23 protein-coding genes and 2 pseudogenes are annotated in these 24731 nt (G+C 32.2%); 6 read left to right on the top strand and 19 right to left on the bottom strand.

The window, feature by feature from the left end; translation table 11 throughout:
* Nucleotides 1–63: 63 nt before the first annotated feature.
* From U860_RS32115 to colA, 14 genes and pseudogenes are all read right to left on the bottom strand, one after another.
* Nucleotides 64–255 (bottom strand): hypothetical protein, encoded by a 192-nt coding sequence (locus U860_RS32115; RefSeq protein WP_025151037.1) that lies wholly within the window; start codon nucleotides 253–255, stop codon nucleotides 64–66.
* 335 nt (nucleotides 256–590) lie between these two features.
* A complete protein-coding gene (locus tag U860_RS0127425; protein ID WP_025151036.1) occupies nucleotides 591–1208 on the bottom strand; it encodes a DUF4241 domain-containing protein in 618 nt (205 codons plus the stop codon).
* Nucleotides 1209–1675: 467 nt separating this feature from the next.
* Nucleotides 1676–2044 carry a hypothetical protein gene (locus tag U860_RS0127420; RefSeq protein ID WP_025151035.1) on the bottom strand — a complete coding sequence of 123 codons (369 nt, stop codon included), beginning with the start codon at nucleotides 2042–2044 and terminating at the stop codon, nucleotides 1676–1678.
* Between the two features lie 44 nt (nucleotides 2045–2088).
* On the bottom strand, nucleotides 2089–2997 hold the full coding sequence (locus U860_RS0127415; RefSeq protein ID WP_025151034.1) for a hypothetical protein: 909 nt from the start codon (nucleotides 2995–2997) through the stop codon (nucleotides 2089–2091).
* Between the two features lie 45 nt (nucleotides 2998–3042).
* Nucleotides 3043–3240 (bottom strand): hypothetical protein, encoded by a 198-nt coding sequence (locus tag U860_RS0127410; protein WP_001231844.1) that lies wholly within the window; start codon nucleotides 3238–3240, stop codon nucleotides 3043–3045.
* Between the two features lie 350 nt (nucleotides 3241–3590).
* A complete protein-coding gene (locus U860_RS36665) occupies nucleotides 3591–3767 on the bottom strand; it encodes a hypothetical protein (protein WP_240184498.1) in 177 nt (58 codons plus the stop codon).
* 257 nt (nucleotides 3768–4024) lie between these two features.
* Nucleotides 4025–4252, bottom strand: a complete 228-nt coding sequence (locus U860_RS0127400; protein WP_081806951.1) for a hypothetical protein — start codon at nucleotides 4250–4252, stop codon at nucleotides 4025–4027.
* An 809-nt stretch (nucleotides 4253–5061) separates the two neighbouring features.
* The gene (locus U860_RS0127390) at nucleotides 5062–5607 is read right to left on the bottom strand and encodes a hypothetical protein (protein ID WP_025151032.1); all 546 of its coding nucleotides are present in this window, start codon (nucleotides 5605–5607) and stop codon (nucleotides 5062–5064) included.
* Between the two features lie 173 nt (nucleotides 5608–5780).
* Nucleotides 5781–6686, bottom strand: a complete 906-nt coding sequence (locus tag U860_RS0127385) for a hypothetical protein (RefSeq protein ID WP_025151031.1) — start codon at nucleotides 6684–6686, stop codon at nucleotides 5781–5783.
* A 24-nt stretch (nucleotides 6687–6710) separates the two neighbouring features.
* Entirely contained in the window at nucleotides 6711–7244 is a 534-nt protein-coding gene (locus tag U860_RS0127380; protein ID WP_025151030.1) for a hypothetical protein, read from the bottom strand.
* Between the two features lie 34 nt (nucleotides 7245–7278).
* Complete coding sequence (locus U860_RS0127375) at nucleotides 7279–8085, bottom strand: hypothetical protein (protein WP_025151029.1); 807 nt, start codon at nucleotides 8083–8085, stop codon at nucleotides 7279–7281.
* An 84-nt stretch (nucleotides 8086–8169) separates the two neighbouring features.
* Complete coding sequence (locus U860_RS0127370) at nucleotides 8170–8709, bottom strand: DUF3994 domain-containing protein (protein WP_025151028.1); 540 nt, start codon at nucleotides 8707–8709, stop codon at nucleotides 8170–8172.
* A gap of 285 nt (nucleotides 8710–8994) precedes the next feature.
* A pseudogene (locus U860_RS32100) lies at nucleotides 8995–9701 on the bottom strand (IS6 family transposase).
* Nucleotides 9702–9952: 251 nt separating this feature from the next.
* Nucleotides 9953–12982: pseudogene (colA, locus tag U860_RS32095) on the bottom strand (collagenase ColA).
* 592 nt (nucleotides 12983–13574) lie between these two features.
* Here colA and U860_RS0127350 point away from each other — a divergent pair.
* From U860_RS0127350 to U860_RS0127340, 3 genes are all read left to right on the top strand, one after another.
* Nucleotides 13575–15692 (top strand): penicillin-binding protein 2, encoded by a 2118-nt coding sequence (locus tag U860_RS0127350; protein ID WP_025151027.1) that lies wholly within the window; start codon nucleotides 13575–13577, stop codon nucleotides 15690–15692.
* Nucleotides 15693–15785: 93 nt separating this feature from the next.
* On the top strand, nucleotides 15786–16295 hold the full coding sequence (gene lepB, locus U860_RS0127345; protein WP_025151026.1) for a signal peptidase I: 510 nt from the start codon (nucleotides 15786–15788) through the stop codon (nucleotides 16293–16295).
* Between the two features lie 560 nt (nucleotides 16296–16855).
* Nucleotides 16856–17182 (top strand): hypothetical protein, encoded by a 327-nt coding sequence (locus U860_RS0127340; RefSeq protein ID WP_025151025.1) that lies wholly within the window; start codon nucleotides 16856–16858, stop codon nucleotides 17180–17182.
* Between the two features lie 123 nt (nucleotides 17183–17305).
* On the opposite strand, the gene U860_RS0127335 is transcribed toward U860_RS0127340, so the two are convergent.
* Nucleotides 17306–17701, bottom strand: a complete 396-nt coding sequence (locus U860_RS0127335; protein ID WP_025151024.1) for a hypothetical protein — start codon at nucleotides 17699–17701, stop codon at nucleotides 17306–17308.
* A 151-nt stretch (nucleotides 17702–17852) separates the two neighbouring features.
* Nucleotides 17853–18032, bottom strand: a complete 180-nt coding sequence (locus U860_RS0127330; protein ID WP_025151023.1) for a hypothetical protein — start codon at nucleotides 18030–18032, stop codon at nucleotides 17853–17855.
* A 237-nt stretch (nucleotides 18033–18269) separates the two neighbouring features.
* Between U860_RS0127330 and U860_RS36105 the strand changes: the two genes are divergently transcribed.
* The 3 genes from U860_RS36105 (at nucleotide 18270) to U860_RS0127315 (ending at nucleotide 19557) form a co-directional block, all read left to right on the top strand.
* The gene (locus tag U860_RS36105; protein WP_205206374.1) at nucleotides 18270–18446 is read left to right on the top strand and encodes a hypothetical protein; all 177 of its coding nucleotides are present in this window, start codon (nucleotides 18270–18272) and stop codon (nucleotides 18444–18446) included.
* Nucleotides 18447–18567: 121 nt separating this feature from the next.
* Nucleotides 18568–18912: a hypothetical protein gene (locus U860_RS0127320; protein WP_025151022.1), complete on the top strand. Its 345-nt coding sequence runs from the start codon at nucleotides 18568–18570 to the stop codon at nucleotides 18910–18912.
* Between the two features lie 456 nt (nucleotides 18913–19368).
* Nucleotides 19369–19557: a hypothetical protein gene (locus U860_RS0127315; protein WP_003202969.1), complete on the top strand. Its 189-nt coding sequence runs from the start codon at nucleotides 19369–19371 to the stop codon at nucleotides 19555–19557.
* 594 nt (nucleotides 19558–20151) lie between these two features.
* Here U860_RS0127315 and U860_RS0127310 read toward each other — a convergent pair.
* The 3 genes from U860_RS0127310 to U860_RS0127295 form a co-directional block, all read right to left on the bottom strand.
* A complete protein-coding gene (locus tag U860_RS0127310; RefSeq protein ID WP_025151021.1) occupies nucleotides 20152–21261 on the bottom strand; it encodes a serine hydrolase in 1110 nt (369 codons plus the stop codon).
* Between the two features lie 456 nt (nucleotides 21262–21717).
* Nucleotides 21718–22509 carry a CPBP family intramembrane glutamic endopeptidase gene (locus tag U860_RS0127305; protein WP_025151020.1) on the bottom strand — a complete coding sequence of 264 codons (792 nt, stop codon included), beginning with the start codon at nucleotides 22507–22509 and terminating at the stop codon, nucleotides 21718–21720.
* Nucleotides 22510–23400: 891 nt separating this feature from the next.
* Nucleotides 23401–24384, bottom strand: coding sequence for a hypothetical protein (locus U860_RS0127295; RefSeq protein ID WP_025151019.1), 984 nt, complete (start codon nucleotides 24382–24384; stop codon nucleotides 23401–23403).
* Between the last annotated feature and the right edge of the window lie 347 nt (nucleotides 24385–24731).

Raw genomic sequence — 24731 nt, 5'->3', positions numbered from 1 at the left:
AATTTTGCATGCTCTTAGCGTAGGGTTTTTCCGAAATGCTGGCGGCACCCCATCGCTATCAAGCTAAAATTTCATAGTACCCCCAGAACGAAATTTTGTGCTAACTGGTAACAAAAAGCTCATTTTTTCGTTTTGGGGTAATTTTGAATTCTTAAGTTGATGGGCATGTGACGAGACCCCTAACATCGCATAACGTAATAACTTTAACTTTGTTTCTTTTTTCAATGCTTTCCATTCCGATACAGCAATCTTCATTTTACATTCCTCCCTTAATTAAACTTTTTATTTATATAGACTTATAAGTTCCAGTTGTAAATTCCCCTAATTTGTTTATCACTGAATCCTCTATGGATAGCGAAGATTTCTGGAAAATCAGAGAAACATAAATCAATAATTGTATTGTCGGTTGTTCTTATATAGTAATATTGAACAGCTCCCTCATAATCCGAATATAAATAGTACTAGTAAAAAGTGTCTAATATAAAATAAAAACAGCCTCCAAAACGTATTCATTTTGGAGGCTATCTTTATTTCACACCATGTAAAAGAAAAAAGTAGTAACTCTTTCTATATCATTATTAACTTTGTCCTCAATCTTCCTCATGTAATACTTGGAAATCAGTAACAAGTGAAACAAGTTTTCCTTCTTCATCGATTCCCCAATAGGAAGGATAAAATCCATCCCCATAACCTGAACGGAACATAATGATATTACTTCCTGTCTCCTCACACACCACACAATTTCCCCAATCATCATCATGTTCTGTTAGTACGTCATCTATAAGATCATCATACAAACTAATAAATTCTTCCCCTAGCTCTCGTTGTAGCCTACCTTCTATTTCCTCGAGCTTATTAATTGCTTCAACATCCGCAAAGCATCCTAATCCTGTATCGACTGGGTAACCAAAAATATATCCTTCTTCCAGTTCACTAACATTTTGTCCTGGTTTTGTTGCCATCTTCCATTCTATTACTTTTGATTCCGATAATTTTAATTCAGCACCAGCAATTATTCCATCTTTCTTATGCCGCCAAGTAACGATTGGATATGTACCTGGCTGAATTGTTTGTTGGAAAGGATTTTTATTAAAAATGAGGGGATCACAAGCAATAATTTTACCTGATGTAACTTTCAACTGGTCCAATGCTTCAGAACGTAGAACCTCACTATCTAGTTTAGATAATTCACGTAATAGCTTTGACATAATGTTTCTCTCCCTTTCATTTTCTTATTATTGAAAAGATTGTTCATAAAGAGAAATGTTAATTGGTAAGAGTTTTTCCCATCTCGTCCACCTAACTTCGTTTTTCACTTGAACTTTGAGATGGGGTATCACTGCCCCCAAATAGTGGGAAAACCCAGTATTTATCTCTACTCAAGTTCCTTTATGAGTAACACACAGCTCATGTATTAATTGGTTCTGTATGTGTACATGTTGTTGCTTTGAAATAAAGTTTGATTAGAATCACCCTCTCAAACCAGTATTTTTCAATAAATAAAAAGAATCCACCTTGAAAAAAGATTGATCAAAATGGATTCTTTTTTAGCAAATTTAAGTTGGTTTTTATAAAAAAGCTTGATCATTTTCTACCTGAGTTACTCCACAATACTCTATAATTATTGTCTAGCTTCTTTTTCTACATAATCTAGGTTTTAAAACTTATATAACGATTAATTGGTGAATGAACCAACAATGGCTCTTATCAGCATGATGATGTCAAATATCAAAAATATAAATGTCCAAGTAAAATTTCTTATAAAGAAAAATTTACTATAAGTGTCAATTTTATATTGTTTTCCTTCTTCATCAGTCACAATCTTAATACCTTCATCTTTTACAAAATATTTAGTAAAAAGATAGTTAATTAAAGCAGGTGAAAGCATCAATAATAACACTACAAATCCAATTAATTTATTCACCAAACTTCCTTTTTCAATATTCATATCCATACTTATACCCGCTAGAGCTATAGCAGGTATATACCCCAAAAACAAGGCTAATGGAACTAAAAGACCTTTTCTTTTCCAAATAAATAACATAAAAATAATTCCTTCCCTCTTCTTTAAATAGTGCTATAAAGCTATTATTTTTTCTTCAAATCAATAAATTCTAAAGACGATAATGTTGTATCTTTGGGATCAGTATCTTTAAAAATTATAATTGCTTTTACATCTTCTATATTATCAACAGCACTTTCTGAAAGTAATACAATATAATAATTTTTAGATATACGCGCTGTTTGTGTGTATTTTAATTTTCCTAATTCTTCTTTTGAAAAATTTTCATTAATTTTTGAAGATAAGCCCTCTTTAACTTGTTGATTCATAGTACCAAGTTCTTGAAAACCGTTGCGGAGTTGTACCGTTATGCCTGATGACTCTGCATAACTTTCTGAAAGTTCTTCCGTCTGATTAGGAATTTCATAATACTTTTCGATATTTTTATACATAGTATTCTTATGGATTGGATTCTCTGCTGATACGTCTTCTGGTAATATAGACCCTATGTTAACTTTATCTTTATACTTATTCGTCAATATATCATAATTCTTTTTATTTTTTTCTACCTTTATAATCTTAAACCAATCATTAAATTCATCTTTAGTTGTGAATTCATCTAAATTTAAATGTCCTATTTCATCTGGCTTAGCACTTATAGTAAGTGTTAAATATTTTCCATACGGTTCTTCTTTTTTATCATCAATAATTCCTTCTATTACGGTCTCATATCTATTTTCCTGCAATTTCTTTGTAGATATAGAGGAATAAGGAAAGATATAACCAACATCATTCTCACTAAACTTAGAAACTACAGCATTATAGTTTATAAAACCATTACTACCTACAAATTTATTAATATCATCAGAAAGATCTGCGCTAGACACTTTATTTTCTTTTGTACATCCTACCATTAATATTAGACCAAAAAGAAAAAATCCAATTACTTTAACAATTTTTTCATTATTATACTCTCCTATATTTTTCCGTTTCAAATTCTAACTATGGACGTTGCCTCATTTTTTATTAATGAACCCTTTTTATACTTTACGCTCTTTAAAAAAGTTAGACGCAATGAAACAAGCTATTCCAGCAATAAGAACACTAAATGATAATACTTTATTTGTATTTTCAAACTGTATAATATCTGTAATCACATTAAGCATAATTAGTCCCCAAACAAATAAAATCGGTCCGAAAAAAAGTAATATTTTTCCTAACAATGAACGTTTTCTCATAATCTCCCACCTTTCCCATATATATAAATTTTATCATAATTTTAATTGTTAATTCATGGTTTTGAGGATAATTTTCCAGGTGATGATTAGATTATTTCAGTTCATCTTTTTTATAAGCGGTTTAACTTTCTTCAAAACGGTATGACTTTTTTATAAACAGTATAACTTTGTTTTAAATTGATACACATTCCCCCTCCTCTGGTATAGATAAGCTATCATACAAATCTAACCACAGTAGGAAGAATACGTCTCATATACCTATCACCTGCATATCCATATAAATCTTGTTTAAAACCATTTATACAAGAATCTTTAAACTTCTGTAATTAATATTTAAAGTTTTATTACTTTTACTTTTGAAAATATACTATACTTATACCTGCTCCAAATGATTTCGGATTAAACCAAGGGTCTATTTTTCCCCACTCATACGTAATATCATCACGTATCCCATCACTTTTTTCTAATTCCTCAATAGGCCTTTCTCTTTGTTCAGCTACATATCGCCAAAAATCATGCTCATTCATAATTGGTTCGTCTATCTCTGGATCATCTACAATTAACTCTATGCCCCATATATATTCATTTTTAAAGGCTATGCTAATTCTAAAATTTTTACTTCCTAACTTAACTGGTTGTGAAAACCTTAATGTTGCTCTCTCATTTGTTCATCTCCTTACTTCAGCATTTGCTTTACCAAATGCATCTTCTATATCCTTCAATGTAGTATTTGGATTAATCTCTATGCCTCCTATTGTTAAAACACCATCTATTAAGTTACTCATTAGGTAATCCCGCCTCCTGTATTACTTATCTCCCTAATAAAGTCTTTTATATCATCAATTTCATCCACACTTAATTGATAATTATTGAGTTTAATTATGTTCGAATCATCTGTTAATACCTCTAAAGTATCACAAATACTCTTGTAAACATATTTTCCGTCTGTATCAACTTGTTGCAGTAATATAGGATCAAATTCTACGCCACTTTCTCTTAATCTATTCATCATTTGTTCATCCAATATCGGCTTTGCTTTTCCTTCCCTTACAAGTTGTTTTAAGTCTGGAGTAAATATTTGCCCAATCCCCCTGCTCCTAATTGCGGATTTGCATGTATCATTCCTCGAGCTGAAGGTAAATCATCAAGCATTTTAAAACCAATAATTGTATAGGTGTACTTTCTTAATATAGATGAGTACTGTCTATGAACACATAAAAAAGGAAGAGAATTTTAAAAATTCTCTTCCTTTTTTATGTTCATTAGCCGTTTAGTATATCGAAAAATGCTGTAGAATTTACCTCTTCTATTATAACAGTATAAAACATGATTTTAAGATGAAATATTGCATATTAAAATGTATTGATGTAAGCTAATACACTTAATATAATGAGAGTATAAAATTTATTACATCGTAATATTAAAAAGGAGGAAATGATTATGGAAATCGCAATGGCAGTTTTAAAATTCCTAGGTGGAGCAATTCCATTAGTTCAAGAACTTTTAAAAGCATTTATGTAAGTTTATTACGCCGCAATTATTTATAAAAATTATCAGACAAATGATCTGTATATCAAAAATAAATTGATGTGCAGATCATTTGTCTGATAAAACTTTAAACAAGAAAAAGAATCCCAGAAATCATAAGGGATTCTTTTTCTTTATGTGTAATTATGGCTGTACCCCATGTCCATTAACTTAAGAAAACAAGTTACCTTCAAAAAGAGAAAAATAAACTTCGATGCTATAAAAACACAAAATTTCCATTAAGGGGATACTTTAAAATCTTAGCTTGATGGGTATGTGTTATAACCCCCTCTTTTATTTTATCGCTTTCAACTTTTTATCTACTTCAAGTAGTAATTTAGAAACTTTATCCATTGATTCCGAACCCTTTTGAACTAAAGTTTCGTCTTTTAGGTTTAATCCTTGACCTATTAAAATTGTACCAGTCTTCGCATTATACATAGCATCCTGTACAGTACTTTGTACGTCTTTATACTTCTCGCCAGGGTCTAATTCACTTAATTTATCTGCTGTTTCTTGCATAGGTTTAGACTTCTCTCTGTACGCATCTGCTTTTTCAATTATTGGTTTATCACTAGTCAAAATATCACTTAATTCTAATGCTTGCTTCGTTATATCCTCTAATAAAGAGTTTAATTTTGAATTGTACTCTTTCTCTGCTTTAGTCTCTGATACGTCTTTGTTACCTGATTTTTCTTTACCTTTTGATACTTCTTGACTATCTGCTTCTGCTACTTGCAGACTATCAGTCTTCTTATCTTCTGCAACGTCTTTATTTGAACATCCTACCCCTGCTACTAACATAATTGGTAACACTACTGCTAATAGTTTCCGTTTCATTGTTATATACCCCTTTGTTTGTGATCCTTGTTTCTTTGCTTTCATTTTGAATACCCTTTAATATATTGTTTCTTGTATGTAAACAGGCTACCTTTTGACCAGTAACCTGTTACAACCTATTGTTTACATTACTTCGTTCTGTTCCAAGCACCTTTATAATGACTTATACTATATTATTTACGTTTTTGTACATCAATTCTGTTACCTTTTGCGTCTACCATATTTAAGTAATCAGCAAAGAAAATTTCTACTGTATAGCTTACTGATTCTTTCATTTGACTCACATCCACCTTTTGACCGTCTTTTACATACTCCCCAATTGTCATTGTGAATTGTTTTGAGTCTGGTTTGTAAGACCATTTACCTGTCATATGGTTGTCTTCGAATGAGGTTTTACCTTTATCATCGAATATTGTATATGTACCATCTTCCTTAAAGCCTAAAGCCTTAACAAAGTTAGAACCTTCCAAATGACCCCATTCTCCTACAAATGGTTTACCGTCTGTGGGGAATTCGGATGGTTTCTGATTCTTTTGCTGTTCTTCTAGTTTCTTCGCTGATGATTTTGTTAATGCATCAGACAGTTGGTCGTCATACCCCTCTTTGAAGTAATCATTTCCTTTTAGCATTAAGTCTTTCGACTTTTCAACCTTTTCTTTCTTAATAGAACCACTCTTAGCTGATTTAAATTGTGATTCAAATGCTTCGCTATAACAGTCTACTCCTTTTAGAATTGTTTTATGCTCTTTCTCAAACTCTTTAGGAGGTTCAATTTTACGGAAATTAGAAACTATTTTCTGTATCTCTTCTCCTTTTTCAAACATTTCTTTGTTTAACTCTTTGATGTCATTACTCTTATCTTTCGTTTTACCTGCTATTACTTTTAGGTCATCAATTGTAAGTTCTAACTCACTCTTTAACTTGTACATATGGTCAGGATACTTGTCTAACTCTATCTTTTCCTTTGTTACTGCTTTTTCTTCTACTTTATCCTTTGCTTTCGTCTCTGCTTTATCTGTAGCACAACCACCTAGTAACATGATTGGTAATGCTAACGTTATCAGTCTCTTAGATTTCATTTAAAACTACCCCTTATAATGATTTTATTGTGATAATACTTTACCGTATTCTTTACCCAGTCTTTCAGATGTTTCTACCCAAAAGTTACCTGCTTCTGTTATAACCTCTATAGCTTTATTTGTATCTTTAGGGTTTGGATGTTTTACATAGTCTATTTGATATTGAAAACCCTTACTGTACATCTGCATAGCTTTATCAACGTCTTTATGTATCTCCGCAAACTCTTTCGGTACTTTTAACTCCCTAGCTTGTACTGACAAGTCTATTAATTCTTCTGCTAATTTTAAATACTTATGCTTGTTATGGAATGGAAGGTCTTCTCCTACAAGTAAGTTATCCATCTCATTTACCTTATCCTCCATCGTTAAAGCTATGTCTGAAAGAGAATTAATATACTCTTCTACTGAATAGTTACCTACATCCATAGGTTTCACTTTATCTACCTTACTTTCTTGTAGTGGTTTGCTCTCTGACTTAGTGTTTACTTTGTCAGAGGAACAACCACCAAACAATAAAAGGACTGGTAGGGTAACACCTATTAGTCTTTTTATTCTCATTTCCGAATACCCCTTTTTGATTGACTCTGAATTGTTATCTTGTTTTTCTATCAATACTGTTTATTGCATCCATCCAGTACTTATTACCTTCTTGTACTTCAATTATGGCTTTATCTACCTTTGTTTCATCCATATCATTTAATGCATCTATCATTAATTGGAAACCTTTACCGTATAAATCCATTGCTTTTACGATGTTCTTTTGGTCTCCCTCAAATCCAGTTGGTGCTTTTAGGTCTCTTAGTTTACCTAAGTGAACTTTTGCCCCTCCTAGACTTAAAGCCAACTCACTTTTCTTTTGTTGATAATCTTTCGAACTTGAGTTTGCAATCTTATCTACAAGGTCTAATGTATTCGCAACTTCAGTAGAATAAGTTATAATGTTTGACATGTACTTCTTCGTTTCTGAATTAACTGAACTAGAAGTTTTAAAGTTAGGTGCATAATTCGAGTTTATTCTTAATGACTCACCGTTTTCCCCTCTTAGTAAAGAATTAGGTTCTTCAAAATTACTACTACCACTACTAGAGTTACTTGAAGAACTGTTTGAGTTACTGTTAGAAGAACTATCAGAGTCTATTCTTAACGATTCACCGTTTTCCCCTTTCAATAAAGGATTATCCTCTTTTGAAGAACTACTTGAATGACTCTTCTTGTCTTCACCTTTTGCTACTGTTAAGCTATCTTCTTTCTTAGTATCCTTTTCAGTAGTCTTACTTTCTTTTTCTACCTTACTCGTTTCTTCCTTCTTTGGTTCTTCTTTCTTACTTGTTTCAATTGTTACACAACCACCTAACAACATAATTGGTAATGCTAACGTTACTAGTTTCTTTGCTTTCATTTCCATCTTCCCCTTTACTATTTTATATTTATTTAGAAACAGGTTACCTTTTACAAGCAACCTGTCATACCCCTTACACTATTCTTATTTTCTTCTTTCTGCTTCTATCTTGTTTCCTTTATCGTCTACCATATGTAAAGAACCTGCTCTTAGGAACTCAACCTTATAGTCTACTGCTACTTTCATTTGTTTTGCATCTATTTTCTGACCATCTTTTACAAATTCTGTTGGCATGATTGTCACTTTCTGCGTTTCAGGATTATAATGCCATGCACCCTCCATATGGTTGTTTTCATAGTCTGTTTTACCAGAATCATCATAGAATGTGAATGTTTCATCTTCACGGAAGTCTATACCTTTATGGAATTCAGAACCTCTGTAACTACCCCATTCACCCATTAACTCTTTGCCGTTTTGTGATATTTTAACATTACTATCGTCAGATGTAGAAGTTGAAGGGCTATCGAATTTTACCCCTGTTTTATCACTAAGAGAGTTTGCTTGTTTTACAGTAGCGTCTTTAATTGGCTTATACCCTGTTTTCCAATATCCGTTACCCTCTTTGATTAACTCCATAGACTCTTTTGCTTTGTCTTTATCCGTATCTTTGCTTTCATTATGCATACTCCTTCTTAACAGTGGTGTAATTGACTAACATATGGAACTGTAACATAAAATAAATAAACAAATATAAGCTCATTTTTTTGTCCTTAAAGGAAATTTTAGGAATTTTAATAATATGATAACATGTATTACTGTTGTAGAGAATCCCCCCTCTGTATGCTTTTCTTCCCAATTTCCCCTTATTCGATCTCTAACGTTTAGCGTTTTGGGGCTTCTTTATGCGGTTCTGGTGCAAAGATTGCATTTATTTGAAAGAGGTATATAGATTCCTACTGGAATCTATTCTTATGCAGCCATTCCGAATAGTTGATGAATAAACTTCATTTCATTTTGGGCACACTTGTCCCGTAAAATAAGTTGGCCTTTTTTAATGATATGCATCGCTTCTATCCCTGAAAGAATAGATTTAGCTGTATGAAAAGATTTCAATCCTAACATTGAACGAACTCTCTTTTTAATAAAACGATGATCTTGCTCTACAATGTTATTAAAGTATTTTATCTGCCTTATTTGGATGCCTACAGGCATCTTTTTCTCTTTCTTCAACTCTTCAATCTCTATAGGATAGGCCGGATTTTTGTCTATTATAATCACACGGGGCTTTGAAACATGAAAAGGCTGCAAAGCTTTCTTGAAAAAACGCTTTGTAGCCCTGTGATCTCTTGTTTTGCTTAAATGAAAATCAATTGTATTTCCTTTTGAATCAACAGCACGATATAAGTACATCCATTGACCTTTGACTTTCACATACGTCTCATCGACTCCCAAGAATCATTGGTTGATTTAAGATGACGTCGTACGTGCTTATCTAATTCGGGACCATATTGATGAACCCATCGCATGATCGTTGTATGAGCAAGGGATAGCCCACGTTCTTCCATCATTTCGACTAAATCACGAAAACTGAGGTTGTACCGTAGGTACCATCTCACGATTAATAAAATAATATCCGGTTGATAATGTTTCCACTTGAATAAATTTTGCTTTTCCATACCAATCACATCCTTTTTTAGAGTACTAGTATCAATTTCTAGTTAGTATTACTGATAGCAGTTAAACTAACTGGGAGCTACTGTTAACTAAGTGAAAATCTAACTTTAACAGATTTCATATAAAAAAGGTGTTTTCAGGTATGGAAAGCACCTTTTCAGTACCCCTACAATATCCCTATTTCCATAAGTTACAATTCGATAAATAAAATAGAGACACTTCTTTCTATGAAGAAGTATCTCTATGTCTATCTTTATTGTACTTTAACAGCGTATGTTCCCATTACAGGAATAGGTGTATACACATATAAATAATACTTCCCTGGTTTTGCAGTAAACTTTCCTTTAAGTATATTTATATTTTCATCAGAGTTTCCGCCTGCAACGTATTTTTTCATATCTGATTCATGAAAAAGCACCCATATCATGTTGATTTTACTTTCGTTTATGACAGAAATGTTCATTTCTTTTGGCGATGACACATTAAACGTATAAATATCTTTATAATCCCCATCCTTAAATGAACCTTTGAGAAGCGTATTAAACGGAATTACATTTGCTTGCTCTGGATTATTATTTGGTTCTTTTTCAGTTTCTCCTATTCGATCTACGTTAACTGTCATTTGTTCTTTACTTTCTTTTCCTTTATCATCTTTCATTGTTACGGTTGCCGTATACGTTCCTTCTTTTTCATATGCATGAGTAGGATTTTCTTCTGTGCTTGTGTTGCCATCTCCAAAGTCCCAAAGGTACGAAACGATTTTTCGATCTTCAGCTTTTGAACTATTGCTCTTAAACTGAATTGCGTTATTTACTTCCCCGTAATATGTTTCTCTTTCTCGATCTACATTAACTGTCATTTGTTCTTTACTTTCTTTTCCTTTATCATCTTTCATTGTTACAGTTGCCGTATACGTTCCTTCTTTTTCATATGCATGAGTAGGATTTTCTTCTGTGCTTGTGTTACCATCTCCAAAGTCCCAAAGATACGAAACGACTTTTCGATCTTCAGCTTTTGAACTATCGCTCTTAAACTGAATTGCATTATTTACACGATAATTCACAAAATATGCTGTTACTGTTTTATAACCGCTCCAACCTTTTTGTGACAGCTTTTCTAATGCTTCGTTCACTTGTTTACTCATCGTTTTCCAGTCTTCAGATTCACCTTTCGTTGTAACGCCTGTGTACGTACCTTCAACTGTAAATGTATTAAAGAATTGAGACTTATGCTTTGTAATTTTTGCATCTTTTACATTCGCAACATCTGCAATCTCTTGTTTCACTTCTGCTAGTGCCTTCTGTGCATGACTTACTACATAATCATCTGATACTTGCGGCACATTATATTTATCTTTATTATCAATTAATTGCTACATATATGTTTGATATTCTTTATTCAATTGTGCATCTTTACTTAACGCCTCTCGGTATGCATCATAACCTTTCACATCATTTGCACGAATTAAATCTTGTATTTTATCGAACTCATCAAATTTGTTAGTATACATATAAGACTGCAATGCATAGGAATAGTGATAAAAATCCCATGATCCATATTTTGAAAACAATGTTTTTTCTGCTGTAAAGCGATCTGCTGGTTCGTTTGATAAACCACTTATCATACTCTTACGCGGTACTACATTATTTGTACGTGTCGATCCGGCAAATAATTCCGCATTTTCTTCTTGATACCATGTCAAACGTTCATTTTGCTGTATATCTCATTCTCAAAATAATCCAGGCACTTCATATCTTCCTTGCAAATAGTGCGTAAATTCATGACGGAACAACTCTTCTAAACTATAAATACTTTGCTGCGGTGTACGTTCGTATGTAAAGAATGCTCCGATTTGTTCAATATGCATACCACCATTATCTATTCCATATCCGTACAACTGCTGGTTAAATTTATATTCACTTGGCGTATTATAAATCACGACTGTTAATACATCATCGGGATTCCCTTGTTCTAATGCTTTATCATTTCCAATTACACGATGATATTGTGCTTTTACTTCTTTCGCAGCCCAGTACATTCTTTGGATCTTTTCCTCTGTCACTTTATCTCCCGTTTTAAAGACAATTGCTCCGTCATCAAACGTATACGTTTTCGGTAAAAGTTTCTTCTTACCCTCTTCTCGAAGTTGATCTAAATTTACTGCTTTTCCATTTGCATCTACTCCGCCGTAATTTGTAGCAATCTGTTCTGCCGCACCAAAATATTGCTCTCCTAAATATGGATACATCTGCATCGCCTGGGTAACAACGTCTAACCCCTTCTTCGGATTGCTATGAAATTTCCCTAAACGTCCTGCATAGTAAATCCCATTATTAATGAGCCAACTATTTTCATCCGTGACATTACGGATAAGCGCCATTTTATTGATTTCATTTATATAACTATCAATCTTCCCATACCACATTGTCTCATTTATCTCTTTACCTGGGAGGCGCCAATCAACCTCTATATCGGCATCAACAGCTTGCATTACAGCGTATACAGCGCCTCCTTTCTTACGGTCATTTTCATATGTAGAAAGGTTATTATTATACTGTTTTAAAATTTTTGCTGCATACTGTACTGTTTCAACGTCACTAGAAGCATTTCTCATTAAATCCCCGTAAGCAGTTACAACTAAATCTTGCTCAGCTGTACCGAGTTTGAAGTTTGGATTCTTTGCAATTGCTTTTAATACCGGTAAACACTTATCTTTGAAGCTTCTCTCTTTTAAATAACTTAATCTCTCATCTGTATTATTCGCTCCGACATAAAAAGCAGAACGGAGCACTTCAGTAAATGTATCAATTCCTTTTGTATCATCTTTTGTAAACGTACTTCCTTGTTTCTCCAATCCATTCATAATTACTTGCATACGCTCTTTATTTCCATAGAAAGCTTTTGTTTCTTCGTTATACTGGAATAAACCTGTAATTTGTCCGGATTGAATATTTGCTAGTGTATCAATTAACTTCTCATCGCTCATTTTATTCAGCTCATCCAAAGTATAGCTTTCCTGCGACTGCTTCGCTTTCACACTTTTATTAGCGGGGGCTGGCTTCTGTGAAAAATCTCCTACTTTTAAACGTTCTTCAAACGATAATGTTTCATCAGCTTTTGAGGAATGAGCAACTGCATCTTTTGGCTTTTCTATCCCTACTGGTTTCATTTGCAGTACATTGTAAGGTACCTTTTCTTCCGCCGATACTTCAGCTTGCAACGCACCTAATGACAATGCCATTGTACTAATTCCAAGCATAATTTGATTTATTTTCTTTTTCATAAATTCCCTCCAGAACGATATATAACTAAAACAAAATAATATATTATTTAAATGATTCAAATTAAATATGCAAAATTGCATACTATTGTTGGGGTACGACAACGATTCTTTCTTTTTGGAGCCACTCACAAAACAAAAACAAGAGGAAAAGCGATATTTACTATTTAACCTTCTTGTTTTTTTATTAATTTATCAATCTACCTGAAGTAGATATTTTTAAGGTCTCTTCACCATTTTCTGTGGTTTACATATAATCCTGGGTGTGTTTAACGTTAAGTCAATCCTTTGAATCGTCTATAAAAGTATACTTTTATAGACATAACAAACGTTCTTCACTTCTTTGAATACGTAGTGATAGAAACTAAACCACAAGGTGTACCTTTTGAAGTGATGAGATGTACTTTAGGGGTATTAAAGTTTCTTAAGTTCATTGCATGTATCAGTGCTCTCTTTTTTTAAAAATATATATTAATAAAATCAGGTAATACTTTAGAAATTCTTTAAATTTATTTAACTTTACATATTCTTATATATTATTTAATATATTTTAAGTAAAAGTATTGGATTTAATATTATTAAAGCGGAGGTTTACATGAGCAAAGGAAAGCCCAATATAACAAAGGAAGATAAAGTTACTTTTAGATTAAACGCACTGTTTTTTTGTGTGTTTTTACTATTTTCAACTATTATTCTTCAGTTAGGAAAAGTACAAATCGTTGATGGAGAATCTTATAAAAATATAGTTGAAAAACAAGAAAACGAAACCATTAGTGTCCCCGTTCCACGTGGACAGATTTTTGATCGAGAAGGTGAAAAGGTTGTTAACAATAACGCTATTCGTGTCATAACGTACACAAGAATGAAAGGTATACAATCCGATGATATTCTGAAAGTAGCTAAAGACCTGTCAAATATAATTGAAATATCCGAAGAAGATATAAATAAATTAACTGAAACAGATAGAAAAGATTTTTGGATGCAAATGAATAAAGAACAGGCCCAAAAAAAAATAACGAAACAAGACGAGGAAAAACTTAGAGCAAAAAATATTGAGGGAAAAGGGTTTGATAATAAAATAGAAAAATTGAGACGAGAACGTGTCACTGATGAAGAACTAAGTAAATTAACGCCAGAAGACCTAAAAGTATTAGCTATTAAAAGTAAAATGAGTTCAGGATATCAAATGACACCTCAAGTTATAAAAAAGAACGCAACCGAGAAAGAATACGCAATAATAAGTGAGAATTTAGAAAGATTCCCAGGGGTAGATGCAACAACAGACTGGGATCGTAATTATGTAAATGGGGATTTATTCCGTTCGGTATTAGGAAATATTACAAGTGCTGAAGAAGGGCTTCCAAAAGAAAATTTAGACTCTTATTTAGTGCGTGGTTACAATCGTAATGATCGCATTGGAAAAAGTTATATTGAACAACGATATGAAGACGTATTACATGGAGAAAAAGCTGAAGTTCGAAATATTACTGACAAAGAAAAAAATATTACTCAAACAGAAATGATTTCCAACGGGAAGAACGGAAAAAATTTAACATTAACAATCAATATGAAATTACAGAAGCAGGTTGAAGAGATTATTGAAAAGCGTTTAAAAGAGTTTAAAGGTTCAGAACCACTATTAGACCGAGCGTTTGTTGTAATGATGGATCCAAAAACGGGTCAACTTTTATCCATGGCTGGAAAAAAATTAGTGAAAAAAGATGGGAATATAAAAGTAGAAGATTATGCTTTAGGTACATTGACTAGCTCTTATGAGCTTGGATCTACCGTAAAAGGAGCTACACTTTTAACAGGATTTGAGACAGATTCCATAACGCCAGGAACATATTTTCATGATGCACCAATGTATTTTAAAGGAACAAAACCCAAAAAATCTTGGAAGGATTTTGGAAGTATTGATGACCTACGAGCGTTACAAGTTTCATCAAATGTTTACATGTTCAATACAGCTTTAAAAATTGCAGGCATAAATTATGTACCTAATGGCTCATTAAATATTACAGCAGCTACATTTGATAAAATGAGATATTATTTTGGACAATTTGGTTTAGGTGTTCCAACAGGTATAGATTTACCAAATGAAGATATTGGGCAAATGAGTAAAGAAAATTATCAGCCAGGTTTCTTACTAGATTTAGCTATTGGACAGTATGATACGTATTCACCATTGCAGTTAGCACAATACATTTCTACTATTGCAAATGGGGGATATCGAATGAAACCACAGATTGTGCAAGAAATTCGAGAGCATACAGTGAAAGAAGAAGAGATTGGAAAAGTTGTACAATCCATGGAGCCAGTTGTATTGAACCGTGTAGATATGAAAAAAGAATATATTGATCGAGTACAAGAAGGTTTCAGAAGAGTATTTCAAGAAGGTGATGGAACAGGTGTGCATTATTTCCAAAAAGCTTCTTATAAACCGGCTGGTAAAACAGGAACAGCACAAACAGTTTATGGAGGAGATGATCCTGTTGGTAGAGATGAACAAGGGAAAAGAATCCGTTGTTATAATTTAACTTTAGCAGGATATGCTCCATATGATAACCCAGAAGTCGCATTTTCTGTTGTTGTACCATGGGTATATGATGATAAAGGTGGAATTAATTCAATGATTGGTAGAGACATTTTAGATGCATACTTTGAATTAAAAAAGGATACAGGGGATAATACCCCTTCTCAAACAAACTAAATAAAGCGAATGAAGATAATAAAAAAATGCCCCCTACATTAAAACTTAGTAGGCGGCATTTTTTATGAAATTATTAATAAGGAATGGAACCATATGTTATCTGAAGAACAAGAATATAATCTTAATTTAAAGTTTTTTCTATTTGGTATGTTGATGTTTTTGGTGTTATTTTTCAATTTTGATTTTTATAAAGTAAAAGGAAATTCCATGTACCCCACTGTACAAGATCAAGAATATATATTAGTAAATAGAGCAGCTACAACAATCTGCCCATTATATCATGGGCAGATTGTTGTTATAAAAATACCGAACGATTCCAATTATTACATAAAAAGGATAATTGGTTTGCCCAATGAAACAGTTAAAATGGTTAACGATTCCGTTTATATAGATGGGGAGAAACAAGAAGAACCTTATGTTTACAAAGATTTAATTAATAAAACTGAATTTTTCTCCAACTTTAGCGAGAGGAAAGTGCCTTCAGGCAAATTATTTGTAATGGGAGATAATCGTTATAAAAGTATGGATAGTCGAAACGGTCTAGGGTATATAGATAAAACTAGTATAGTAGGAGTGTTAGCTTGCAATTTTTGGCTTTTATAAAAAGTACATGGTGTTCCCAGAAAAAAACAGGGGTTTGAATAGTATAAATCTTGGGTGAATAAATGAATACTTGCTAATATACATGAAGACCACAACAATAGCAGCACCCTGTTAATATAGTTAAATTATTATTAATATTGAATTTGAAAATAAAAAGAACTTGTAGGTATCTCTACAAGTTCTATTTTAGATAATGAAAAAAAGTGAAATAAACTATCTCATAACTTGAATCGGAGCAAACACTCTAACCACGGGTTGATTTTATTATATATCAAATCTTAACATATCCACTTTTGACATTTGAAAATTATGTTAATTTAGAAGAGGAGAACAAAGAACGGTCTTAAACCCCTAAAAATTTCAATTAAACATTTTGAACAAAATGTTTTAAATCAATATACATTTCGTAATAAATTATAAAAAATGTAGGTATAGGTAATTATAATTTTTAAGTACATAAGGGACACAGTTGTTCCTAAAAACTGAAAATTCTGTACTTTTAGCTTGAGATAGAGTTATGATAAATATAATTCCAAATAAATCCATAAGGGGTGGTAATTATGAATTTTTCAAAAGACTTTAACTACAATCATGAAGGCGATTATTTATATCCAGTTGAGTATTATCAATTTCGTCATCCTAGTACATTAAATACGTTTAAAGTTGAATTATTGTGTTTAGATAATTCTTATGCTTTTCATTTAACAATAGACAGAGAATCTATCCCTTCAAAGTATAGATTTGTAACAAGTCATGATTTTGAGATTTATGAAGAATTTGGACTGGAAGTTTTGGATTCTAATTCTAAACAAGTTACCCTACAAAAGGCAATTGATATAGCAAGTGCAATTGCAAAGAAATATTGCACAGATCCAGTTAATCAATAATAAGAACAAATCGGATATTATGATAATGTAATATCCTAACTTTATTTTAAACCAACATATGGTGAACCCTATTAGACAGAAAAGAAGAAAATCTTACATTGCAAAACTATCTTACATATTTACTTAATCCTCTATTCCATAATACCTCATTCTCATATACCAATTGCTACTCTCATCAATTCGTACTCTCCCATCTTCATCTAACCTTTTGAGAAGATACTTAACACAATACATTTGATCTTCCATTGCCATCCAATAACATATTTCACCAAACGATACTTCGTATAATGGTAATCTCAACATCTTAAGTACTTCCAACGCATGAGAAGCGTGCTTTTCATAAAAGTTATTTAGTAAGTCTATAGCTTTTTCTGTAAACTTTATCTCGTCTACATCCTCTAAATAGCCTTGTTCAATAAGTTTATCTTTAATGCCTGGTGATTTGCTTATTTCTGATGGATTTCCTATGTAATCAGTAGCGTTTATTAGATAATGTAGCAATTCTTTTTCTTCTAACACAATTCATCTCCCCTTTATCCCATTATAGCAAAAAGAAACCATCACAAACGTAACGGCTCTTTCATTGCTTATTAGAATATTTTAGAGAAGGAAAAATTAAGCATCCATTCGAGTGCTTTTTATTTTACAAAAAAAAGAGACCTGGATAGGGCTATATGATTTTCTTCATACCGCATTGACGACATTCTCTTAAAAAGATGAAATCTTTAACGGAACTTTTAAATGAGGTATTGCCACAATTATCACTGCGACCGCTAATTTTATCAGGGAACTCTTTGTATGTGTATATTTTGCTTAGATCGTATTCTTGTTTAGGTTCTTTATTTTCCATTCGTTTCACCTCATATCAATCTGAATTAATATAGCTTAACCATAATAACATGAAGTGTTCACATAGTGGATGCTTTTTATTTTGGAGGATGATGAATGATGCACAAACAGTCTTCACTTCAAAAACAAATCCAGAGGAAATGATAAAAAGAGTAATACTGTTTAAGAACGTTCTTTAATGTATAATTTTTATATAACTACACGTTTTAATGGATTAAAAGGAAAAAGAGGATTTACAATGAAGAAAAATGACAAATCACATTATATTCACGAATACACCTTACGGGATAAAACTACTAGATCTATCAAAATCGAACCCTGGCGGTCACTAAAAAATGAAATGCTGGTCCTGGGCATAAAAGACAGCGATATTTTCCAAACTCAAATGAAGGAAATAAATCCAAATAAAAAGTAACGTAGGTAGGAAGCTAAATACCAGTGTGATAGTTGATAAGAAACTTTTCCATAAAGTAACATAATGTAATATAATGTAATATGTATGTCCCATTATTTAGAAATTGAAAGGAGTCATTGTAATGATTATTTGGAGAGGAAAAGGACTGTTAGTAGTCTTAGCATTAATTTTAGGGAGTCTGATAAGTGGAATCTTTTCTAGTATTTTGCAATTGGACACGGTACATAACCCTGGATTTATTTTTAATGGAATATTTTGTACTATATTTATAGCGATGAGTAATTATTTTTTCACTAAAAAGTTTATATCTGATAGTGTACGAACACTCGTCGATGAAAATACCGGAGAAAGATTTCAAATAAAAGATAACTCTGCGTTATTTTTCATTCGAAATAAGTATTGGACTTGGATTATTCTAGTTTTAGGTGTTGGACTTACTATTACTGTTAGTGCGCAATTATCATAATTTTTTTATTATTATATAAGGGATCACCTATCATTTTAAAAAACTCTGATCTTTTTAAAATCAGAGTCTTTTATATTAATTACTTTTAATAATTTAAATTACTTATATTCATAAATTGATTTTATTTATAGGGGTCGCCCCACATCGGTATCAAGCTAAAATTTTATAGCACCCCAGAACAAAATTTTGTACTAACTTAACTTGTAACAAAAAAGCTCACTTTTTCGTTTTGGGGTAATTCTGAATTCTTAAGTTGATGGGCATGTGGCGAGACCACATCACTATCAAGCTAAGACTGCATTAGGAAATTTTTAGGGGAGCTTTTTTGCTTTTTATAGGGGATCAGTGTAGATTATTTAAAAATTCGCATACGAAATAAACCCTAATTAATATAGGTATTACTACCATAATGGGTATTGTATGAAAAAAATATTTTATGAAAGCAAGTGAAGAAAAATGAATAATAAATTAATTCAACGTAAATGGGCATTAGTTGTAGCAATTTTGTTTACAATATCATCTATTATGCAGCTAGCAGGAGGAGATATTAAGGGCGGTCCTTATGGAAAGGGACAGTTATTGGCATATTTTTTAATCCCAATATTATTTTATGTTTTGGCATTTAAAAAGAAGAAAGAAAAATAAACTTCGATGCTATAAAAACATAAAATTTCCATTTAGGGGGTACTTTAAAATCTTAGCTTGATGGGTATGGGGTCACCATATCAAAAAAAGAAAATTGTACGTTTAGACACATTGTAGCCGGTTCCCTGTACGTTAAGGAACCGGCTACTTATTTTCTGTTCAGTTTAAAAAATGTTTTAGACTGAACATCCTTGGTCTAATGGGGTATTGCTATTCGTATTTGTCTAATTAACTAAAATAAAGATTTAGACTGACGAATCGTTTATATTTCATGATAAGAGTTTTATTAAAATAAAGTATTAGACTGGATAGTGAATATACATTTTATGTAATGGAAATAAGGAGAATTCTGAGAAATTGTATTTGATAAAACTACAGTTTAGGAATTTTTATATTTCACAACCGAAAATTGAGCCAATTGAGACGAGTGAAATTCCCAAACTTTGAGAACATATTTTCATATCGTATAGGCTTGAGATAGATCCCATACGGGCATGATTACTTTGCGAATGTTGCGGTGGACAGAAATTTCACACCCTCACAATGGTATCATGCCCGCCTTTCCATATAGAGATGGTGTGGTCAATCTCTGAATTAATCTAAATTTTCAATTAAGAGATCTCTGAATTTTTGATCATTCAAAGTTTTTAACACGAAATCATTGTAATGTTCACTCAGGTTCATATAATCAGTTTCATTTAAGTCATTAAACATAAACACTAGTTCCGTCATATTTCCCTCTTTATCCTTTGTATAAAGGGAGTTTGTTAATAGAAATGCTGTTGAACCACCTTTTTGCCCTACATGTATTAACCATTCCTTGTTATTTGGATTCTCCATAGGCCATTCGACAATCTTGTCTAACTCTTTCTGCACATCCTGTGGGAAATAGTCTTTACGATTCAGTCGTTCCATCAATAGAAGATAGTCTTTTGCTGATGCGGCTGGTAAATTATCTGACCATATTCTTTGAAATTCAATATCGCCTAGACATGGGATATTACGTTGTTTAAATTCAGTAGAATTTTTCATCCATTGATGAATCTTAATGGATTCCCCAGCAAATTTTTTTTGTGACATAGCTTTCATTTTTATTAAGGTTTCGTTTTTGGTTAAATTCTCTTCTTTTTTTAAATTGCCAGCAACATATAAACTAGATACAAGTGGATATAATTCTTGATGATGAGGTAATTGTAAATTTTTCATCGTTTGATTAATATTTTCCAAACCTAATTTGTCTATTAAATAATCAGCATTTGCATTAGAACTAAACTGCAACATTCCTTTTGCAATTTGTTCTAATGTTACTTGATTATTTCGAATAATGTTTTTTTCATTTAAATAACGAATCCAATTAGGGTGGTTAGAGGCATCTGTATCTTTTATATAATATGCTTCTAAATCGCTTAAGGGAATTTGTTGATCAACTTTAATCGTTCCTTCAGCAGATTGTTTAGCAAATTCTACAGCAATAATTAGCTTCATCATGCTTGCTAAAGGAATTACCTCATCAGAATTTATACTTACTAGATTTTTTCCATTTCTTTGTAGAATAAAAGATACATTTTTATCTGTCTTATGTGTCTTTAAATATTCCATAACAAATTCATAACCTTCTTTTTGTTTTGAAATATTTTTATATGCGATAAAGAAAATTGAAACAATTAGTAATATGATGGCTAGTTTTTTAATAGATTTCAACACAATTTCTCCCTCTGTATGTCTAATTATTTTGTAAACTTTCCTAATATAACTTTAACATAAATTCCCATTATGTTGCACACTTTACCAAGTGACATTCTCTAAAATAAAATTCACAAAGTTAAGGTGGCTCAATACAGAACTAGGAGGTGTGCTTTTATTGATTACAGTCTATTTGGGTATGGGTATTACTGGTAGCAGTTAAACTAACTAGAAGCTACTGTTAACTAAGTAAAAATCATTTATTAACTTTAACAGAATTCATGTTAAAAAGGTGTTTTCAAATATGGAAAGCACCTTTTCAGTCTGCAACTATTTTTTAATAGTCTAATACTTTTTTCTATAGTCTAAAACATTTTTTTAATTAAACAGGTCGGAACGCATCTGCTAAAACAATGAGGGAAAGCGACTGCTTTCCCTCATTATATTGATATGGCCAAACGCAGAATAAGATCGTTGTTACGCGTATCTGAACCGCGCCAGTGTTCGTGAACCCCATAGGAATGTGACGATTATCGCCGCAAGGGTTGTTACAACACCGGTTATGCCCGGGACATAACTCGCATCATAGCTTGGTAAAAAAGAATCAATGACATTCAGCATCGCGTGGATGATGATGGATGCAAAGATGCTTTTTTCCGTATTGTTATACACCCAGACGATAATGACCCTTGCTGCAACGGTGCCAATGAACCAGGCTGCAATCCATGCCGGAGAATGATGGGCCTCGATCAACGGAATAACATGCCATATTCCCCACACGCAGCCCAAAATCAGGCCTGCCCCAAGTGCTCCCCACCGCTCCTGCATCGGCTCAATCGCATAACCCATCCACCCCAGTTCCTCAAACGTGGCGGAGATAAAAAACAAAATAAAGAGTAGTGGGAGCGCCAGCAATGGAGTTTGAACCCCTGATAGTGGGAGCCCTAACATACGTAGAATTGCATATGAGAGCAGACCGATTAACGGTATGATAAAAATAATAGGAATATACCAGATCTTATGCTTAATTCTTTTGTAATCGAGCACTCTTGCCAGCAGCCGCTTTACGCCTTTCGTCCGATCTTGTTTGTAGACAAGAATGGTTGCGGTGATGGTGGGACAAACAAACATCAAGGCACTCGTCGGAAGATTCATCGGCAGCCCTTTCATGCTTCCCGTCATGGCGCCAACCACCCAAAAAGGGATCGCGAAAGCAAAAACAAGACCAAGGAATCCGGACAATGACCTTGGGGAAACGGCAGACTTCATATCTCTTACAACCTCCTGAATTAACTGTTAACAGAATTTTTAAAATGGCTCAACATCATGATTAGTGCTCGCCCTTATATGATTTTTTTGAAAGAACCTTGCTTGATTTAACTTTTTGTTTCTTCAGCGGTTTGAAGGAACCGAACATAACATACTCCCCCTTTTTAGTGCTTATTTCTACTATCAATGCAATTTAGGAAGGAAATATGTTTTTTTTGTTCGACAATGCAAGATAGAGTGTGCCAAAGTTCGAAAAGGGATTTATACGAGTATTTTTGTGGAATTACACAGGGTTGTTTGAATATGGCACAATAATATTTTATGGTGAATGTATTTTATTTTTTATTAATCATTTCGGTACGTGAAATTTTACCCCCCTTATTAAAACAGCCCCTATTGGTTTGGAATAAAGTTTAATCAGAAATGTTTTACAAACCCTTATTTGATAAGAGACAAAAAGAATCCATTTTGAAAAAAGATTGATCAAAACGGAATTCTACTTTGTGAAGCATTATACAATTTTTATAAAAAAGTTTGATTAAAAATCACCTGGAATTCTTTAATCGAAAAGGAATAAAACAATGTAACTTTTTTGCAAACGGTATTATTTTCTTTAAAACGGTACAACTAATCAATGGTGTTCAGAATTGATAAATTTTTGTTCCTAGAAATGAAGTAACTTCCTACTTTTTAGCTTGTTGGGAGGTTATTAACATAAAATATACTTAACTTATTACTACTGATTTTAGCGAATCCATTAGAAAAAAAGAGCATATGTTAAAACATGCTCTTACACTCTTATACAAATGATTTATTTTACTAACTTATATCATGCTTTCACACCAAATAACAAACGTAAAAAGTGCTTTAGATTTATTCTTTAGGAGATTGTTATTTTATAAGTTCTTCGATGTTATTACTTTTTTTGATTGTTTCTGATGATAGCCAGAGTGAATAACTTGTTCCATCCTTGTTCCTTAAAAATATGTTAAATTCCTTATTATATAGTTCTTCTTTAAGAATAGTGACTACCTTTCTCAAATCCTCTATTACATATGAATCATTTCTATATTTTATCTCACTGTCATTGAAAACTAAAGTCAATTCATACTCTAGACAATTGCCGTCTTTCGGGTGTGAACAAGTAATATCTTCAATTCCAAAACGATCATTTTGAATTTCATTTAACCTTTCGCCTACTTTTGTTTCAGTTTGAATCAAATATGTCCAATAACCCCTTACGGTGTTTTTCATTGTTAAAAGCAGTTCTTCTTTCTTTATAGCTTTTTGCACATTATAAAAAGGTAAGCCTATAGATTCACCATTATAATCCTCAATTTCAAGTTTTGTTATCTTTCTATTACTCTTCTGAATGAATTGGATTAGAGCATATAAACGATCTAATTCTGCTGATTCAAATTGGCTATAATCAATCTTGTTACTCGTTTTTAAAGTTAATAACAACTCATCAGTTGCTTTTCCTCCTGTATTATCATCAGCCAAAATATATTGAAGAACATTTTCATTTTCAGATTCCTCGTAACCTAACTTTTTAATTTCTTCTAGAATTGGTTTGAATTTCTTATATTCCTCATATGTGTTTTTTCCGTATTGGTATTCATCACCTTTTATTTTTGAGTATAAGAAGCCATCTACCTCTACTCTAAATTGAATATTTTTGTTGTTTTTTTCTTGAACAGTATGGTATGTATGTCCCATATTCCCTTCATGCATAGCGCCCCAATCTGTTACAACAACATCGATTCCATGTTTTTCTTTTATATATTTTTTAACTTGTTCTTCATTAGTATTAACACAGCCACTCAAAATTAAGAAACATAACACTAACAACATTACATTTTTCATTCTTTTCATATAACCCCTTATACCCCTTCCTTACGTAAGAAACGTTCCCTGGTTGAATACTGTATAAAAAACTTAAAGGTAAAGCAATCTTTTGAATAGTGTGCTTCATTAGTATGGTATTCTTATTTCGTTATATCTTTGTAAAACCATTTTGAAAAAAGATTAATCACAATGGTTTCTTTTTGTTTGGTTGAACACTTCATTTTGTAAAAAAGTTTGATTAAAAATTATATAGAAGTCTCATTTTTATATACATAAAATATTTTATACTTTACGCTCTTTAAAAAAATTAGACGCAATGAAACAAGCTATTCCAGCAATAAGAACACTAAATAATAATACTTTATTTGTATTTT

It is taken from the genome of Bacillus sp. H1a (genome assembly GCF_000633475.1).
GTDB classification, from domain to species: domain Bacteria; phylum Bacillota; class Bacilli; order Bacillales; family Bacillaceae_G; genus Bacillus_A; species Bacillus_A paramycoides.
Note: the sequence above shows the minus strand (reverse complement) of the source record. Positions and strands in the feature narration are given on the sequence as shown.